Origin of the sequence: Actinoplanes rectilineatus (assembly GCF_000962825.1) — a bacterium.
Lineage (GTDB): Bacteria > Actinomycetota > Actinomycetes > Mycobacteriales > Micromonosporaceae > Actinoplanes > Actinoplanes rectilineatus.
Genome location: NZ_JZKF01000021.1, coordinates 1 through 16,171 on the forward strand (window position 1 = coordinate 1; position 16,171 = coordinate 16,171).

General features: G+C 70.4%; 16 protein-coding genes and 1 tRNA gene. 7 read left to right on the forward strand and 10 right to left on the reverse strand.

The features are described from left to right. Nucleotides 1–24: 24 nt before the first annotated feature. A tRNA-Gly gene (locus WH85_RS17715) sits at nt 25–96 on the reverse strand. A gap of 106 nt (nt 97–202) precedes the next feature. Between WH85_RS17715 and WH85_RS17720 the strand changes: the two genes are divergently transcribed. After that, nucleotides 203–1,378 carry a GNAT family N-acetyltransferase gene (locus WH85_RS17720; RefSeq protein ID WP_045743003.1) on the forward strand — a complete coding sequence of 392 codons (1,176 nt, stop codon included), beginning with the start codon at nt 203–205 and terminating at the stop codon, nt 1,376–1,378. A gap of 2 nt (nt 1,379–1,380) precedes the next feature. Here the strand turns inward: WH85_RS17720 and WH85_RS17725 are convergent, their stop codons facing one another. Genes WH85_RS17725 through WH85_RS17735 form a run of 3 tightly spaced genes read right to left on the reverse strand, consistent with a single transcriptional unit; the run spans nt 1,381 to nt 4,358 of the window. After that, a complete protein-coding gene (locus tag WH85_RS17725; RefSeq protein ID WP_045743103.1) occupies nt 1,381–2,109 on the reverse strand; it encodes an FAD:protein FMN transferase in 729 nt (242 codons plus the stop codon). 32 nt (nt 2,110–2,141) lie between these two features. After that, a complete protein-coding gene (locus WH85_RS17730) occupies nt 2,142–2,675 on the reverse strand; it encodes an FMN-binding protein (RefSeq protein ID WP_045743004.1) in 534 nt (177 codons plus the stop codon). 39 nt (nt 2,676–2,714) lie between these two features. Then, a complete protein-coding gene (locus WH85_RS17735) occupies nt 2,715–4,358 on the reverse strand; it encodes a ferredoxin reductase family protein (RefSeq protein WP_052720518.1) in 1,644 nt (547 codons plus the stop codon). A gap of 167 nt (nt 4,359–4,525) precedes the next feature. Here WH85_RS17735 and WH85_RS17740 point away from each other — a divergent pair, with 167 nt between their 5' ends. The 5 genes from WH85_RS17740 to WH85_RS17760 all read left to right on the forward strand — a co-directional run bounded on the left by WH85_RS17740 (nt 4,526) and on the right by WH85_RS17760 (nt 8,460). Further along, complete coding sequence (locus tag WH85_RS17740) at nt 4,526–5,734, forward strand: bifunctional cobalt-precorrin-7 (C(5))-methyltransferase/cobalt-precorrin-6B (C(15))-methyltransferase (protein ID WP_045743005.1); 1,209 nt, start codon at nt 4,526–4,528, stop codon at nt 5,732–5,734. Next, on the forward strand, nt 5,731–6,474 hold the full coding sequence (gene cobM, locus WH85_RS17745) for a precorrin-4 C(11)-methyltransferase (protein ID WP_045743006.1): 744 nt from the start codon (nt 5,731–5,733) through the stop codon (nt 6,472–6,474). Before WH85_RS17740 ends, cobM begins: the two co-directional genes overlap by 4 nt. After that, on the forward strand, nt 6,471–7,202 hold the full coding sequence (locus WH85_RS17750) for a cobalt-precorrin-6A reductase (RefSeq protein ID WP_045743007.1): 732 nt from the start codon (nt 6,471–6,473) through the stop codon (nt 7,200–7,202). The genes cobM and WH85_RS17750 overlap by 4 nt, the downstream gene beginning before the upstream one ends. Nucleotides 7,203–7,264: 62 nt before the next feature. Continuing rightward, nucleotides 7,265–7,882 carry a hypothetical protein gene (locus WH85_RS17755; protein WP_045743008.1) on the forward strand — a complete coding sequence of 206 codons (618 nt, stop codon included), beginning with the start codon at nt 7,265–7,267 and terminating at the stop codon, nt 7,880–7,882. A gap of 47 nt (nt 7,883–7,929) precedes the next feature. Next, on the forward strand, nt 7,930–8,460 hold the full coding sequence (locus WH85_RS17760; protein WP_157411067.1) for a hypothetical protein: 531 nt from the start codon (nt 7,930–7,932) through the stop codon (nt 8,458–8,460). A 141-nt stretch (nt 8,461–8,601) separates the two neighbouring features. On the opposite strand, the gene WH85_RS17765 is transcribed toward WH85_RS17760, so the two are convergent. Further along, the gene (locus WH85_RS17765; protein ID WP_045743010.1) at nt 8,602–10,365 is read right to left on the reverse strand and encodes an alpha/beta hydrolase; all 1,764 of its coding nucleotides are present in this window, start codon (nt 10,363–10,365) and stop codon (nt 8,602–8,604) included. Between the two features lie 201 nt (nt 10,366–10,566). On the opposite strand from WH85_RS17765, the gene WH85_RS17770 reads away from it, so the two are divergent. Then, complete coding sequence (locus WH85_RS17770) at nt 10,567–11,787, forward strand: hypothetical protein (RefSeq protein WP_045743011.1); 1,221 nt, start codon at nt 10,567–10,569, stop codon at nt 11,785–11,787. A gap of 464 nt (nt 11,788–12,251) precedes the next feature. Here WH85_RS17770 and WH85_RS17775 read toward each other — a convergent pair whose 3' ends face one another. The 5 genes from WH85_RS17775 to WH85_RS54125 all read right to left on the reverse strand — a co-directional run bounded on the left by WH85_RS17775 (nt 12,252) and on the right by WH85_RS54125 (nt 16,170). Further along, entirely contained in the window at nt 12,252–12,701 is a 450-nt protein-coding gene (locus WH85_RS17775; protein ID WP_045743012.1) for a YdeI/OmpD-associated family protein, read from the reverse strand. A gap of 727 nt (nt 12,702–13,428) precedes the next feature. Continuing rightward, on the reverse strand, nt 13,429–14,211 hold the full coding sequence (locus tag WH85_RS17780; protein ID WP_157411068.1) for a hypothetical protein: 783 nt from the start codon (nt 14,209–14,211) through the stop codon (nt 13,429–13,431). 143 nt (nt 14,212–14,354) lie between these two features. Then, the gene (locus tag WH85_RS17785) at nt 14,355–14,783 is read right to left on the reverse strand and encodes a hypothetical protein (RefSeq protein ID WP_045743014.1); all 429 of its coding nucleotides are present in this window, start codon (nt 14,781–14,783) and stop codon (nt 14,355–14,357) included. Then, nucleotides 14,780–15,337, reverse strand: coding sequence for a helix-turn-helix domain-containing protein (locus WH85_RS17790; RefSeq protein ID WP_045743015.1), 558 nt, complete (start codon nt 15,335–15,337; stop codon nt 14,780–14,782). Before WH85_RS17790 ends, WH85_RS17785 begins: the two co-directional genes overlap by 4 nt. 296 nt (nt 15,338–15,633) lie before the next feature. Further along, nucleotides 15,634–16,170 (reverse strand): GNAT family N-acetyltransferase, encoded by a 537-nt coding sequence (locus WH85_RS54125; protein WP_425394650.1) that lies wholly within the window; start codon nt 16,168–16,170, stop codon nt 15,634–15,636. Between the last annotated feature and the right edge of the window lies 1 nt (nt 16,171).

Genomic DNA, 16,171 nt, shown 5'->3' on the forward strand with positions numbered 1-16,171 from the left:
AAATCGCAAGCAGCAGCCTCTCCGAGCGGACGACGGGATTCGAACCCGCGACCCTCACCTTGGCAAGGTGATGCGCTACCACTGCGCCACGTCCGCATGCCATCCGGCGTATTCCCCGGCGACGGACAAAACATTAGCCTGTCCCGTCCACCCACATCAAACCGGGGTCCCCTGGCGTGTCGGCGACGGGCAGGATGGGCGGATGGAGATCCGGCAGATCAGCGCCGACGAGCGCCCGTCGACCATGTTTCCGCTGCAGGGATACGCCTTCGAGGGTTCGCCGGGCAGTCCTGCCGACGTCGTCGCCCAGCAGGCGAGGGTCAGGTACTTCACGACGACGACGAGTCTGGTGGCCGAGGAGGACGGGCGGGCGCTGGCCTGCGCGGCGGGCATGCCGATGCGGCAGAACGTGCGGGGCGTGCTGCACGACATGCAGGCGATCGCGTCGGTGGCGGTGCATCCGGAGGCGCGCCGGCGGGGGTTCGCGCGGGATCTGGTGAACCGGCTGCTGCGTCAGGGGAACGACGAGGGCAGGACGGTGAGCTGCCTCTACCCGTTCCGGCCGAGTTTCTACGCCCGGTTCGGGTTCGTCGGGTTGCCGCAGCGCCGGCTGGTCTCGCTCGACCCGGCGGGCCTGGGCCGTGTCGAGGTGCCGGGGGCGTCGGTCCAGCTCCTGCCCAACCGCGAGGCCTTTGATGTGTACGCGCAGACGACCGCCCTCGTGGCCTCCCGGCGGCACGGTTTCGCCGTCTACGACGAGACCCGTTTCGAGGAGTGGCGCGGGGACCCGGTGTGGGTGGCGGTGGCCCGTTCCGGCGGGGAGGTCGTCGGCGTGCTGCGGTACCGGATCGACGGTTTCGGCGGGGAACTCACCGGTGAGGACCTGTTGACCACCGGTCCGCTGGGCCGGGCGCTGCTGCTCGGATTCCTGGCCCGGCACGTCGACCAGGTCGAGCGGATCACGCTGCGGGTCGATCCGGCGGAGGCGCCGGAGTTGTGGGCCACCGACCTGACGGCGACGATCGAGTCCCGGGTGTCCAGTCCGCTGCACCGGGCGCCGATGGCCCGGGTGTCGAGTCTGCCCGCGCTGGCCGGGTTGCCCGCCGGCGAGGCGGACGTGACGGTCGAGGTGGTGGACGACGAGCTGATCGGCGGCGTCTGGTCGTTGAGCGGCGCGGGCGGGGCTCTCACGGTCGCCAAGGGCACCGCGGAGCCGTCGGCCACGCTCACCGCCGCCGGCCTCAGTGGTCTCGTCTACGGCGTCCTGGACCCGGTGGACGTGGTGACCCGCGGGCTGGGCTCCGTCCCGGTGGACGCCTTCGACGCGTTGCGCACGTTGTTCCCCCGGCAGTTGCCGTGGGTGTGTGCGAACTTCTAGTGCTAGGAGAGGATCGGGAGACCGGCGGAGGTGAACGCCCGGCCGTCGTCGGTCACGGCCGCCGATTCGTACCCCTCGTCGGTCTTCTTGGCGAGCCAGGTCAGGCCGGCTTCGCCCATTGCGAGCGCCGCGGTCGCGTACGCGTCGGCGAGTGCCAGATCCGGTCCGACGACGGTGACCGACCGCAGGCCGCTCGCGGCCTTGCCGGTACGCGGGTCGAACACGTGGGCGCCACGCTCGTAGGTGCCCGACGTCGCCACCGCCCCGTCGGTCACGCCGAGGACCCAGCTCAGTTTGTCGGCCTCCCACGGGTGGCGGACGCCGACCCGCCAGGGGCCGCCGGTGGGGCCCGTGCCGCGCATCCGGATGTCGCCGCCGGCACCGATGTAGTGCCGGGTGGATCCGGCGGCGGTGAGACGTTGCGAGGCCACTTCGACGGACCAGCCTTTGACGTAGCCGGACGGGTCGAGCCGGCCGCCCGCGTACGCGTCGAAGTAGCCGTCCGTGTCTCGCCACAGGTCTGCGCACCGGTCCAGGACGAGCCGCAGGTCCGCCGAGGCGTCCTCGAGTCGCAGGGTGCCGTCGCGGAACCGGCACACCTCGCTGTCGTCCTTGTACGTGCTGAACCGCGCGTCGACCTCGTGGAGCCAGGTGCAGGTGGCGTCGATGAGCTCCTGCTGTCGCGGGGCCGGCAGGTCGTCGGCGAGTTCGATGCTGACGACCGTTCCCATCACCTGTTCGACGTGGCGCACGAACCGAGACCCTACGCCCCGGCCTTGTCCAGTGCGGCCTGCAGGGATGCGACGTACGACTGGCTGGTGAAGGTGGCGCCGGAGACCGCGTCGACCTCGGCGCTCTGCGATTTCAGGGTCGCCGCGGCGAGGGTCTTGACCGCGTTCGGGTTGATCGTGCCGCTGAAGCCGTCGGTGGGCGCTGTCGCGTTCGCCGCCGTGATCTTGCCGCCGCTGACCTTGATCGTCACCTGGACCGTGCCGTACTGGTTCTGTACGGCCTTGCCCTTGTAGGTGCCGGCCTTGAGCCCGGTCTCCTCTTCCTCGGCCTTCTCGTCGTCCTTCTTGTCGTCGTCCTTGTCGGCGCCCTTCGAGGCTCCCTTCGAGGCGCCCTCGGTGGGTTCGGCGGTGCCGCCGGCCTCCGGCTCCTCGGCGACCTCTTCCTGCTCCTGCGCGACCGGCGCTGTCGCCACCGGCGCGTCCGGCGGGGTCACGCTCAGGCGGACCCCGAGGATCAGGGCCGCGCCGGTGAGGGTGCCGACGGCTGCTGCGGTACTACGTCGCATCGCGAGAACTCCCAAGTCCTAGGGAACGAGAAAACGGGCTCAGAACTCGAACGGGTCGAGGTGGATCTGGCTGTCCGGCACCTTGAGCTGCTTGATCGTGTCGACCGCGGCGTTGACCAGTCCGGGCGGGCCGCAGAGATACACGTCGCGGCGGTTCACGTCCGGCACCAGGCCGCGCAGGCCTTCCGGGGTGAACAGCCGGCGCGGGCCGGGATCGTTGCGGCCGCCGACGATGTACCGCACCCAGGCGTCCCGCTCCTCGGCCAGGTCCTCCAGTTCGGTGCGGAAGACCAGTTCCTCGGGGCGGCGGGCGCGGTAGATGACGATCGTGTCGGCCGGCATGTCCTCGAGCAGCGCCCGGATCGGGGCGATGCCGCTGCCGCCGGCGATGAGCAGGGCCCGCCGCCGGGTACGCCGGTCGGCGGTGAACGTGCCGAACGGTCCCTCGGCCCAGACCGGGGTGCCGGGCCGCATCGAGGCGAGCTTGCGGGTGTGCCCGCCGGCCACCGTGACGGTGAGCCGCAGCCACTTGGCGTTCGGCGCCGCGGACAGCGAGAACGGGTGCGACTGCCACCAGCCGTTGGCGGTCAGGAACCGCCAGCGCATGAACTGGCCGGCCTGGGCGGGCAGCTTCTCGAGGCGCTTGCCCTCGATGTAGATGGAGAACGTGTTGGCGCCCTCACCGACCACCTCGGCGACGCTGAACCGGTGCCGCGTGTTGAGCCAGAACGGCTCGACGACCCGGCCCCAGACGAATGCGGAGATGGTGAGGCAGCCGAGCGCGGGCCAGAACACCGAGGCGAACCGGCCGCTCATGTCGGCGCCCAGGGTGATCTGGTGGGCGTACCCGAGGAGCAGCGCGCCGTAGCTGGTCAGGTGGATCAGGTGCCACAGCTCGTACGGCAGGATGTTGCGCACGAAACGGATCGAGATCAGGGCGATCAGCCCGATCAGGCCGGTCGCGACGGTCGCGCTCATCATGTCCGGGAACGTGGTGATCACGGTCCAGCCCTGCTCGACCACGCCGGTGCCGGCCGGGATCGAGTACGCGTACACGATGAAGACGATGTGACCGACGAGCGCGAGCACCAGTGAGGTGCCCAGCCAGCGATGCCAGCGCAGCAGGTCGCGGGAGCCGACCCACTCCTCGAGCCAGGAGACCCGGCTCATCATCAGCACCTGGATGAAGAGCACGTAGCCGGCGACCAGACCGGTGATCCGGCCGGCCGCGAGCATCGTCGTGTACGTGTCCTTGACCGCGCCGGCCTGGGTGTTGAACAGCCAGAGCGCGATGCTGGTCCCGAGACCGGAGAGGAACAGCAACACGGTGAAGAGCCGGTTGCCGCTGCTGGCCTCGCCCGGCGGCCGTTGCTCCTCCGGGATCGGGACGCCGGTGCCGACCTTCCAGCCGGTCGCCGAGGTCTCCGACTCGAGGACGATGTCGCCGCGCCGGTAGGGGTCGCCGACGTACTCCGGCTGGTTCCCGTACTGCGGCGCGGGGGCGTACTGCTGCTGCCCGTAGTCCCGGTCCCGGTAGTCGTCCCGGTCCCGGTAGTCGTCCCAGGAGGCGGGCGGGCGGTTGTTCTCCGGCCGGAAGTCGGCGGCGGGCGCCCGCAGGTCGGAGAAGTAACCGTCGTCGTCGTCGGGCAGCCCGCGCCGATCCTGGTACGTCGGTATCGCCATCGTCCTCACCCGCTCGGCAGTCGTCTCACGGCGTCTGCCACCCCTGCGGCCGACGTGACAGCACCCGGTCAGCGGTGGGCCGTCAGGGATGGGTACGCGCCTCACGCCGGGTTGGCTCAATGCCGACCGGAAAATCTCCGAGTGTGGGAGGGGGATAGGTTCACCGGGTGCGTGTGGAAGATGTGGTCACGGTGATCGGCATCGGTGCCGGCGGGTGGCCGGATCTCTCGGGTACGGCTCGAAGCGCCCTCACCGGCGCCGAGGTGCTGTTCGGTGGCCCCCGTCAATTGGATCTCGTGCCGCAGCAGGTGAGCGCGCGCCGCGTCGCCTGGCCGTCTCCGCTGGTCCCGGCACTGCCCGGACTCCTGGAGGCGGAACGCGGGCAGCGGATCTGCGTGCTCGCCAGCGGTGACCCGATGTTCCACGGGATCGGCGCCACTCTCTCCCGGCTGATCGGCCCGGACCGTCTGCGCGTACTGCCGCACCCCTCGTCGGTGTCGCTGGCGGCAGCCCGTCTGGGCTGGGATCTTGCCACCGCCGACGTGGTGAGCTTGGTCACCGCACCGGTCGCCGCCCTCGGCCGGATCCTCAGTCCGGGCCGCCGGATCCTGGTGCTCTCGGCCGGCGCGCACACCCCGGAGGCGGTCGCCGGGCTGCTCGCCGACCGGGGTTTCGGCTCGTCGGCGATGACCGTTCTGGAACAGCTGGGCGGTCCGGCCGAACGGGTCGTCACCGGCACGGCCGGCACGTGGGTGCTCCCACCCGGCGATCCGCTCAACGTGATCGCGGTGGAGTGCGGCGACGGGCCGCCGGCCTCGTGGGTGGCCGGTCTTCCCGATGACGCGTACGCCGGAGACGGCCAACTCACCAAGCGGGAGGTCCGGGCGGTCACGCTGGCCGCCCTCACCCCCTCCCCCGGTGCGCTGCTCTGGGACGTCGGCGCCGGTTCGGGAAGCATCGGCATCGAGTGGATGCGGGCGCACCCGTCCTGCCGCGCGGTCGCCGTGGAGTCGTCGGCCGACCGGGCCGCCACGATCACCGCGAACGCCACCGCGCTCGGGGTGCCCGGCCTGCGCGTGGTGCACGGCCGCGCCCCGGACGCGCTGGACGGCCTGCCCGCCCCCGACACGATCTTCATCGGCGGCGGACTGACCCGCGACGGCGTCCTGGACAGCTGCCTGGCGGCGCTGCGCCCGGGCGGCCGGCTGGTGGTCAACGCGGTGACGGTCGAGTCCGAGGCCGCGGTCGCCGCCGGTTACGCCCGGCTCGGCGGTGAGCTGACCCGGCTCACCGTGCAGCGCGGCTCGCCGGTCGGCGGCTTCACCGGCTGGCGTTCGTTCATGCCCGTCACGATCTGGTCGGTGGTGCCACGATGACCGTTCACTTCATCGGCGCCGGTCCCGGCGCCGCCGATCTCATCACCCTGCGCGGCCACCGGCTGATCGCCGCCGCGCCGGTCTGCCTGTACGCCGGCAGCCTGGTCCCGGCCGAGCTCCTCGACGCCTGCCCGCCCGGCGCCCGCAAGGTCGACACCGCGAACCTGAACCTGGACGAGATCGTCGCCGAGATGGTCGCCGCACACCGGGCCGGCCACGACGTCGCCCGTCTGCACTCCGGTGACCCGTCGGTGTTCAGCGCGGTCGCCGAGCAGATGCGCCGGCTCGACACGGCCGGCGTGCCGTACGACGTGACCCCCGGGGTTCCGGCGTTCGCCGCCGCGGCCGCCGCGCTGAACCGTGAGTTCACCGTGCCCGAGGTGGCGCAGACGGTGATCCTGACCCGGACCGCGGAGCGCGCCACCGCGATGCCGCCCGGCGAGGACCTGGCCACCCTCGGGGCGAGCCGGGCCACCATGGTGCTGCACCTGGCCGTGCAGCGGATCGACGCGGTGGTCGCCGACCTGGTCGGCAACTACGGCACGGACTGCCCGGTCGCGGTGGTGGCCCGGGCCAGCCGTCCGGACGAGCTGATCGTGCGCGGCACCCTGGCCGACATCGCCGCCCGGGTGAAAGAGGCCGGGATCAAGCGGACCGCGGTGATCGTGGTCGGCGCGGCACTGACCGCGGGACAGTTCCCGGACAGCCACCTGTACTCCACCGACCGCTGCCGGCCGTGAGGATCCTGCTGCTCGGCGGGACCACCGAGGCACGGCGGCTGGCCGGTCTGCTGGTCGCGGACGGGCACACGGTGATCAGCTCGCTGGCCGGCCGGACCCGGGATCCGCTGCTACCCGCGGGCGCGGTGCGGATCGGCGGGTTCGGCGGGGCGGACGGGCTGGCCGGCTACCTGCACGACGAGCGGATCGCCCTGGTCGTGGACGTGACCCATCCGTTCGCGGAACGGATCACGGCGAACGCGGTGGCGGCGACGGGTGCTTCCGGCGTACCCCTCATGATCGTGCGCAGGGAGGGCTGGAGCGCCGCGCCGGGCGACGAGTGGCACCGCGTCGCGTCGCTCACCGCAGCCGCCGCCGCGCTCCCCCGGCTCGGCCGGCGCGTCTTCCTGACCACCGGCCGACAGGGCCTGGCCGCCTTCGCCGCGGTGGACGACTGCTGGTTCCTGGCCCGTTCGGTGGAGCCGCCGGACCCGCCGGCGCCGCGTCGGATGACGGTGCTGCTGGACCGGGGACCGTTCACCGCGGCCGGCGAACGGGAGCTGATGCGCGGCCACCGCATCGACGTGCTGATCACCAAGGACAGCGGCGGCTCGGACGCCAAACTGGTCGCGGCCCGCGACCTGGGTCTGCCGGTGATCGTGGTGGACCGCCCCCGGCTCCCGGACGTGCCGGTGCTTGCCACGCCGGAGGAGGCCGTCGCGGCGATCAGACAACGATCGGTCGCCTGACCCCACCGGGGGTGCGGAAAACCGACAGTTCCGCCGGGGCTGATCGATGGCAGGCTCGTCCCATGGCGGTCCGGGCGCTGCATGCCGAGCTGAGTGCGGTCCGTGCCCTGGTCGCGGACGGACTCGCCGAGGTCACCGGTGCGACCAGCGACCCTGGGCGGTTCTGGATCCGGTCGGCGTGCGCGCGGCTGACCCTGCTCGACGAGGTCCTGGTGGAGGCGGCCGGCGTGCCGCAGGCGTGGATCCGGCTGCCGGTCGCGACGGTGGCCTGCTTCGCGACGGTGGCCACGGCCGTCGCCCTGGCCGGGCTGGCGGGTCTGGGGATCGCCGGGACGCTGCTGGCCGCGGGCGTGGCGCTGCTCGTGCTCGCGGCGGCGACGCCCTGGGTGTGGCGCCGGGCCGTCCGCGCGCTGGGCCGGCGGCGGCTGGGCGGGCTGCCGGACAAGTCACCGGCCGTCCTGCTCCACGACGTGCCGGAGAGCCTGATCCGGGCCCGGGGACGGCTGGTGTCGGCGACACTACGGCAGGCGGGCTCCGGGCACTGGAGTGTCGCGGAGTTGCGGCACGCCGCCCGCGCGGACCCGGTGATCCGCCGGCTGGCCCACGCCGACCTGCTGCTCTGCCAGGCGATCGACTGCCTGGAACGCCATCTCGACGACCTCGCGAACGGGTGGCCGTGACAAGACGATCTGCCGATCCGGCACGGACTCCGGACGACGGGGTGTCCGTGCGGAGACGACTGCGCGGAATCATCCGTGAGCTCGACGCCGCGGTGGTCGACGCGCAGGTCCGGGACTGGACGGCGGACCGGCCGGACCGGGTCACGTTCGCACGGCTCGGGCAGGCCCGGGCCGAGACGTCCACCGCCGCCCGGCGTTACCGGGCCACCCCGATTCCCGTCGACCCGTGGGCGGTCGCGGCCGGGGCGGGCGGGTTCTTCCTGGTCGCGGCCCTGGCCGGGGTGACCGGCGTGCCACTGCGTCCCCTCGTGACGGGCGTGGTGGCGGTGGCCGGGCTGTGGGCCGGGGCCGCCTGCCTGGCGATCCTGCACCTGGTGCGCCGGCGGCGGGCTCGGCAGGCGTACCCCGGTGCGGCTCTGGTCGACGAGGCGACGTTCCATCCGGTGCTGCGGGAACGGCTCGACGCCTGTGCGGGGAGCGCCCGCAACGACGACGTCTATCGCCGTCGTTCCGCGGCGGCCGATCTGGAGTACGCCCTGGACTGGCTCGCCGCCGCCCAGCAGGTCCCGCGTCCGTGACTCGTTCAGTGCCTGCTCGGTAAGGGATGGCTGGGTTGCGGCGTGGCCCAGCCATCCCTTACCGAGCAGGCACTGTGTGACGCCGCGGGTTGCCGGACCGCCCACGAACACCGGCCCGGCAACCCTGTGTGTCACCGGTTCCTAACGGCCACCGGTGAGAACCGAGACCGGCTTCGGCGCCACGACCGGCGGCAGCTTCTTGCCACCCACCGCGGACGACGACAGCACCGACGGGTCCTCCGGAACCGTCAGCTTCTCGGTGAACGGCTGGTGCTCCGCCTTGCAGACGGTGCCCTTCGCCGGCAGCTTCCCGCCCAGCAGGTACTGGTCGATCGCGCTCGTCGCGCAGACGCCCGTCCCGTACGCGGTGTGCCCCCAGTTGTCGCTGGACAACAGCCGCGAGTTCGGCACCAGCCTGCTCGACGACACGGACGCGGCGTAGTTCGTCGCCGGGTCCCAGTAGTTGCCGATGAGCAGCACCGGTGCGGCGGTCTGCTTGTTGAACGGCCCCTTGTACGCGTCCTCGTCCCGGACTGTCCACGTGGAGCTCGCGCACTGGGCACTCAACCAGCCCCACGGGCGGCCGAAGTACTTGGCGGTCAGGTCACGGGTCGCCGTGGCGGCCGGCCAGCTCGACGCGTTCTTCGGGTGCGTGCCGTCCGTGCAGATCACCGAGGCCTGCGCCTCGAAACTGTTGTCGTACGGGAAGTCGTACCCGATCGACTTGGCGGTCTGAACCCGCTGCAGCACCGACTTCTTCGCCACGGCCGCGGTCGCACCGCCGTCGATGAGCGCCTTCAGGTCCGCCGCGAGTTGCATGACGTTCTCACCCGCGTACGGCGAATAGAGGTAGCTCAGTGAGGCGCCGATGAAGTCGGCATAGGTGATCTTCGCGGTGCCCGTCTCGTCGGTGATCACCAGGGGCTTGGCCCGCAGGCTCTTCGCGATCGCCTCGAAGTTCTTCGCCGGGTCGCCCGCGGCGAACGCGCAGTACTCCTCGCCGGCCGCGTCACACCGCTTGAAGATCTCCTTCAGCGCCGCCCACGCCCCGTCCGCGGACCGCATCCGGGCGTCCAGGATCTTGCTGCCGGTGCCGCCGGCCCCGGTCCACTGCCGCGGGTCGATGTTGCCGTCCACCGCGATCGCGCGGAACCGGTCCGGGAACATGTTCGCGTAGTACTGCCCCAGCGCGGTGCCGTAGCTGAAGCCCAGGTAGGACAGCTTCTTGTCGCCGACCGCTCGGCGCATCAGCTCCATGTCCCGGGCCACCTCGGCCGTCGACATGGCACCGGCGAGGGTCTTGCCGGTGGTCGAGCACGCCTTACCGAACGCCTTCGCCGACTTGACGTACTTCGCCTCCTCGGTCTTGCCGAGCGGGAAGGCCACGTTCATGCCGCTGAGGACCGCGGTCTGGTCCTTGACCGACCTGAAGCACTTGATGTTGGCGCTCGCCCCGATGCCACGGGGGTCGACACCGACGATGTCGAAACGCTCCAGCACCGAGTCGCTCAGGAAGTACGGCGCGTACAGGGCGAAGTCGGTGGCCGAACCACCCGGGCCGCCCGGGTTGAGGAACAGACTGCCGATCTTCGTCTTCTGGTTCTTCGCCTTGACCCGCAGCACCGCGATCTCGGTCTTGGCGCCCTTGGGTTTGTCGTAGTCGAGCGGCACCTTCACGGTGGCGCACTCGGCGATCTCGTAGCACTTGTACCAGCCCAGCTTCGGCGTGGGCAGCGTGTCCAGGCGCTTCTTCTCGGCCTTGCTCGTGGTGGCGGGTTTCGCCGCGGCGGTGGCCTTCGCCTCAGCAGCGGCCGGCCCGAACGCGGATGCCGGGACGGACGCGCTCACCGCGAGGGCGACACCGGCAACCCCGGCGATCAATAAGCGCGGGCGTGGGAGTGGCATGCAGTTCCCCCTTTTCTCGAGACGCCCGCATCGTAGGAGGCCGATGCACACCACCCGGACTGCCGATGTGCGACGCGACACCCCTCCGCAGGTCACGGCCCTTTCCCCGCGTCAGGATCACCCGAACGGGTCCCCCGAAGGGTTGCGGGAGACACACCAGGGGGGTGACAAGTTCCTCGCGTTCTTTGGCACAGTGGACGGATGCTGACCGACGTGGACCTGCCCGCGCCCGGACTGCTCTGGACCCGCTGGGCGACGCTGAGCGCCACGCTGACCGCGATCGGCCACACCGGCGTGTGGTCGATCGACGACCGCGGCGCCCGCCTCGACGACCCGTCCGGAGGCTGGGCCCGGTTCGCCCTGCTCGACGGGCGGCGGGCCGTGCTCTACGGCCATCATCGTGAGCACAGCGCCACCGCCCGGACCGATCCGCCGCTCGACCTGCTCACCGGCGCGCCGGACTGGCTGCCCTGGGACGAGCTGACCCCGCTCCACCTGGGCTTCATGATCTGGCACGAGAGCGGCCGGTGGTCCCGGGTCCGCTACCGCGACGGCCTGCAGGACGGGATGACGGCGCTGCTCGGCACGCTGCTCACCGGGGACGCGACGGCAGCCGCCCTGGCCGGGGTGGTGACCGACCGCCGTGACCTGCTCGAAGCGGACCGGCGCGAGGAGGTGCGGGCGGCGGGCGAGCGTCTGCTGCACGCCGCGGTCCGGACCGAGATCGCCGCCGTACACCTGCAGGATCTGCTCGACCATCTGACGCTCACGTCGTCCGATGACGCGTACTCCTTGAAACTGAACATCTCGGGCGCCTTGCAGGTGGCGGCCTCCGGCGGCCTCACCCCCGGCAGCCGGGCACCCCGCATCGCACCCGGCAGCCGGCCCCCGATGCGCCGCGTCCGCCGGCTCAGCAACGGCGAACACGACCGTCTCGTCTGGTCCGCCATGCACGACGCCACCGAACTCCGCCGTCCGTCCCCACCCACCACCGCCGAACTGGACGCCCTGCTCGCCTGGCTCCGAGAGCGCTCCCCCGGCAAGGACGGCCGGTGCACCCTGCTCGCCTACGCCGACGCCACCAGTTTCAGCACGCAACCCGGCGACGCCCCACCCGCCGACCACCCCGGCGAAGAACGGTTCACCGCGTTCCGCCGCATGACCGAACTGGTCCGGAACCTGCGCCGCGCCGAATCCGACCCGCGCTACGGCCGCTGGCTCTTCCTCCGCGTCGAAACCGGCCCCACCGGCGTCCAGGTGGAACGCCGCTACGACTCCTGGCCCCCGTGGTGGCACGACGACGGGGTGTCCGGCCCGTGGCGCACCAACCTGCAGGACGAGATGGACGCCCGCCACCTGTCGTGGCGCCCCGACTGGGCACCGCTGCTGGATCCCGAGGTCGCCTACAAACCCACGTCGTGAGGCGCGGGCGCCTTTCTCCCGCCTTCCCTGGTGTACGCCTCAAAGCACTCCCGCCCTCACCCGCTCACTACAACTCCCGCACCCGCCCGCCCAGCCACCCCTTCGCCCCGCGCTGTACCGATCGTGGCGCGACAGCCACCTACCGAGGGCGCTTCCCCACTGGTTTCCCTCCCCCGACGCCCCATTCACCGATAGCCCCCCGGACACGCCGATCTTGGTGCGCTGACCACCGTCGGCGGTGGTCAGCGCACCAAGATCGGTGCTGGATGACGCGGCGGGCGGCGCGGGTCGTAAGGGAGGCGCGCTGGGTGCTTCTTGGATGAGCCCCAAGACGAGGGAGTGCCCTTACGGTGACGTCCCGGACTTCGCGGTCGGGCGCCGCTGAGTGCGGGTCACCGTGCCTGACCTCACGCTGAAGAACCTGACGCCATTGACGATCCCGACAACGTTGAGGAACCGGTCTGTCAGCGGGGTTTGCCGGCGCGCAGGAGGTCCAAGGATTTCGCCAGGCGGCGGGCTCGGGTCCCGGCGGTCTTCGCCGACGTCAACTGGTCGGCGTGCCAGCGCTGGTTGCTGAACGAGACGGTGTCCCAGAAGCCGCGCACCGAAGGTTCCGCGTCAAGCGCCGCTTTCAGGTCGTCCGGCACTTCGACAGTCCGCGGGGCCTCGTCCAGCGCGACGGTCACGTCGTAGATCTGGCCGCCCTCGATGCCGGCGGCTTTCCGACGGTCGGCGCTGACGCCCAGCCAGTACTCCCCGCCCATCTTCGCGATCGACGACCGGAACTCGAACCCGTTGACTGTCACGACCACTTTGGGACGGCCGCCGCCGCCCAGCCCGGTCACCAGATCATCGGCCACCCGGAACCCGGTCGTGGAGCCCCCGGTCCGTTCCAGCTCTCCCCGAAACTCCATGCCGCCACCCTAGAGTACCGACCACTGCACGGAGGGTGCTCGCAACCGGAATGGCCGACCGGAGGAACGGGACGGGCGACACCATTGCCACCACTGCATATCGTGGAGAAAAATGAATGCACACGATACTGCCGGCCCACCGCCGACCGACCTCAATGATCACCGAAGAGGCAGGTCAAGCGAGCGCTATGTTACCACGTTCAAACAACTTCCGGGGCGGATACCGGCTCAGCCGATGAGGGAATAAGGGTTGGTGAAAATTGTCACCGCGCGATACTGTCGGGGCCGGAGTCGACCCGTGGTTCCGGTAACGCATCCCCCAGCGTCTCGGCTACTAGGGAGTAAGTGGTGGAGAACTAGCAGATGGATCATCAGAACTGGCGCAGGCAAAAGGCGGTGGGCTCTCGGTGCAGGCCGAGAATCCACCGCCTTTTTCATCCGGCGGCCCGGGCGGACGGCCCGGAATCCGGCATCGCGGCGCTTCCTGGATTCGTCTTCGCATCGCATGATCGAACCACCTCTCGGCCGGACGAAGCACACCGAAGAACATTCGCTCAGTTATCCATTTCCAACCTCTCGCCGGGCGCACTTCTCCCTGAGGAATTCACTGGGCGAGCCTAGTTGAACCGGCAGGAAAATGCAGCGAGACGCCACCATTTACATTAATTCGGGGGAGAGGCCGCTTCCCTGAGCGACCACTTCGTCACCTTGGGTGCCTGCCGTCGCGTCACCTCGGGTACTTCTCGTCGTTCCAGATGAGTTCGTATCGCGCGCCCACCCGTGGCTTCTCAATGGCGTAGACCGCCTCACCGGTCACCGAGTCGACCCGGATCGCCTTCTCCGCCGAGATGTCCCATGCGCCGTCGCTGCTCTTCGACCAGGACCATTCGACGGCCCGCACCTCGGCCGGCCGGATGCCCGGCGGGAAGATCACCCGCAGCTTCAGGGTGCCGAGCGGATCCGTGACGGTCTTCGCCAGCGTGGGCCGGAAGGTCCGGTCGACGTCGTGCAGATCCTGCAGGATCTCCAGATCCGCCGTCGCGCCCTTGTTCAGCGGGCGGTCGAGAACGATGTAGTAGTAGCGCCACGGAAGATCCCATGCGCTGAGTCCCGGACGGGAGATCTCCGGGACCAGCGTGTGACCGCCCAGCACCCTGGGCGGCGGATTCTCTCCCGTCCCACTCCAGATATAACGGTTCCGGAACCTCTCGACCTTGTTCTTGTTGGCCCGGATCGTCACCTTCACGGTCTGCTGCTGTTTGAGGACGTCGTGCGGGTCGAACTCGTAGACGTACTCGGCACTCTCCCAGGAATACTCGGCGGGCTTTCCTATCCAGGCTCGCATGGCCAGCGTTCCGGCCAGAAGACCGCCGCCGAAGGTGAGCAGGCCGGTCGACGCGTACGAGACCAATGTGGGTATCGGACCGTCGGAGATGGCGTAATTGACCGACGCGTAGACCGCACCGGCCACCACCACGGCGAGCCAGCCCAGATTCCTGGCGATTCCCACCCACGCCCCGACGCTCCTGGCTCGGTCGCGAAACTCGATGAACATCGATTCCCCTATGAAGGCTGCCGGTTGATGCCCGGCCCCGTCTCCGGGCCTACAAAGGAAACCAGAAGTGTGGGCGTCCGACTATTCCCCGGAAGTGCTCATGCGATGGGCGGAGCGAGTTCGACGACCAGGGCGGGCAGACCCATCCGGCCGGACAGGGAATGGACCAGTTCGCGGATGTACGGGTGGGCGATCTCGATCAGTCCCACCGCCCCGAAGGCTTTCAGCTGGCCCTGGGTCAGCGGCGGATCGTCGGGGACGCCGACCACCGCGTTCAGGCGGATCTTCACGCTGAAGAACTTCTGGCCGGTGCCGTCCTGGCCTTCCAGCTCGTACGAGCAGGCGTACACCATGTGCCCGGCGATCGGGGACATCTCGCGCTGCAGGTCGACCAGCAGCACCGTGAGGGGCGGCCTGACCATCGGGAGCACGAGTTCGGCGTCGAGTTTGCGGAGTCGCAGGTCGACCAGGGACGCTCGACGGAGGACCTGGTCGGAGGCTTCGCGGAGGTCGGGCCGCGCTCTCACCCGGCGGTTACCGCCTCGCTCATCATGCGGACGAAACGGTCGTCGGTGGCGACGCCGACCTGCACGTCGTCGACTCGGGTGCGGTCGGCGCGGAGCAGGACGGGCACCCCGGCCCGGGTGACGATCTCCGGTCCGACGCGGAATCCCCAGGCGGCGGCGTCGCCTCGGCGGACCTCGGTGCGGGAGTTCGCCTTGTACGGCAGGGTCCGGTGTTCCCAGGAGGTGAAGTGCTGGGTGGAGCCTTCGCGGAGGATCAGTTCGAGGCTGCAGCCGAGAACCCGGGCGTAGGTCTGCAGGGTGGACAGCCGGGCGTCGGTCACGCCGTTCTCCAGTTCGGACACTGCCGACTGGGAGAGGGCGAGGGCGGCGGCGGCCCGGTCCTGGGTCATCTTGCGGCGCCGGCGCACCCGGACGAGGGCCTGGATCAGTCCGTCGCGGGCCCGGCAGTCGCGGGCGGACGGCGGGAAGCGCCATCGGTCGAGCAGGCCACCCCGGGGTTCGACCAGTGCGTTCTCCGTCGCCGGGCTTCTCAGCGCGATCTCATTCTCCGCCACAGATCCCACCTCCGTCGGCCACCTCCGTCGCGCCCCGGCCACCGCTTGCCTGCCCCGACCGGCCGGCAACAATCATTCTTGCCCTTTTTGTCCGCAAAAATCGGACAAGGCACCGTGCGTGTCGTCAGAACACAGAAGCGTGTCGCCAGAACGCCGAAGGCGTGTCGTCAGAACACAGAAAGAACGTGCTGGCGCCGAGCGTGTCGCGGCGCCAGCACGGTCAAACGGACAAGGTGTGCGAGTCGACGTGCACACTGATCGATCGGCCGGGCCGAAGCTGACCGAAAATGCGATGGTCAGGAGGGACGGTCCAGGAAGGTCAGCCGGGCCCGTTTGTGGTCCAGGTCGATCTCCGGCCCCAGGGTGAAACCCTCCCGCCGCAGACGGCCGATCATGCGCTCGTTGCGGACGTCCGGCTCGGCGACGATCCGCAGGCGGGACGGTTCGGCGAACAGCCAGTCCATCAGGACCGGGAAGACCGCACTGGTCACGTGCGGCAGCACCCGGTCACCCGCGTCCAGCAACAGGTGCATACCGAAGTCGCCGGGCCGTACGTCGTAGAACGCGCCCACCGGGTCCTCGGCCGGCTCGTACGTCTGGAAGATCCCGATCGGCTCGTCGTCCAGTTGGAGCAGGTACGCGTGATGCGTGTCCAGCCCCGCCAGGAACTCGTAGATGTCGCGGACCTCGTCGAGAGTGTTCGACCCCATCCCCCAGAACCGGTTCCGCGGCTTGGTGACCCACGCGTGCACGACCGCACCGTGGGCTGCCGGGTCGAGCGGGATCATGCTGAGTTCCCCGAGCCCGGGCAACGACGACGACAGCAGATGCATG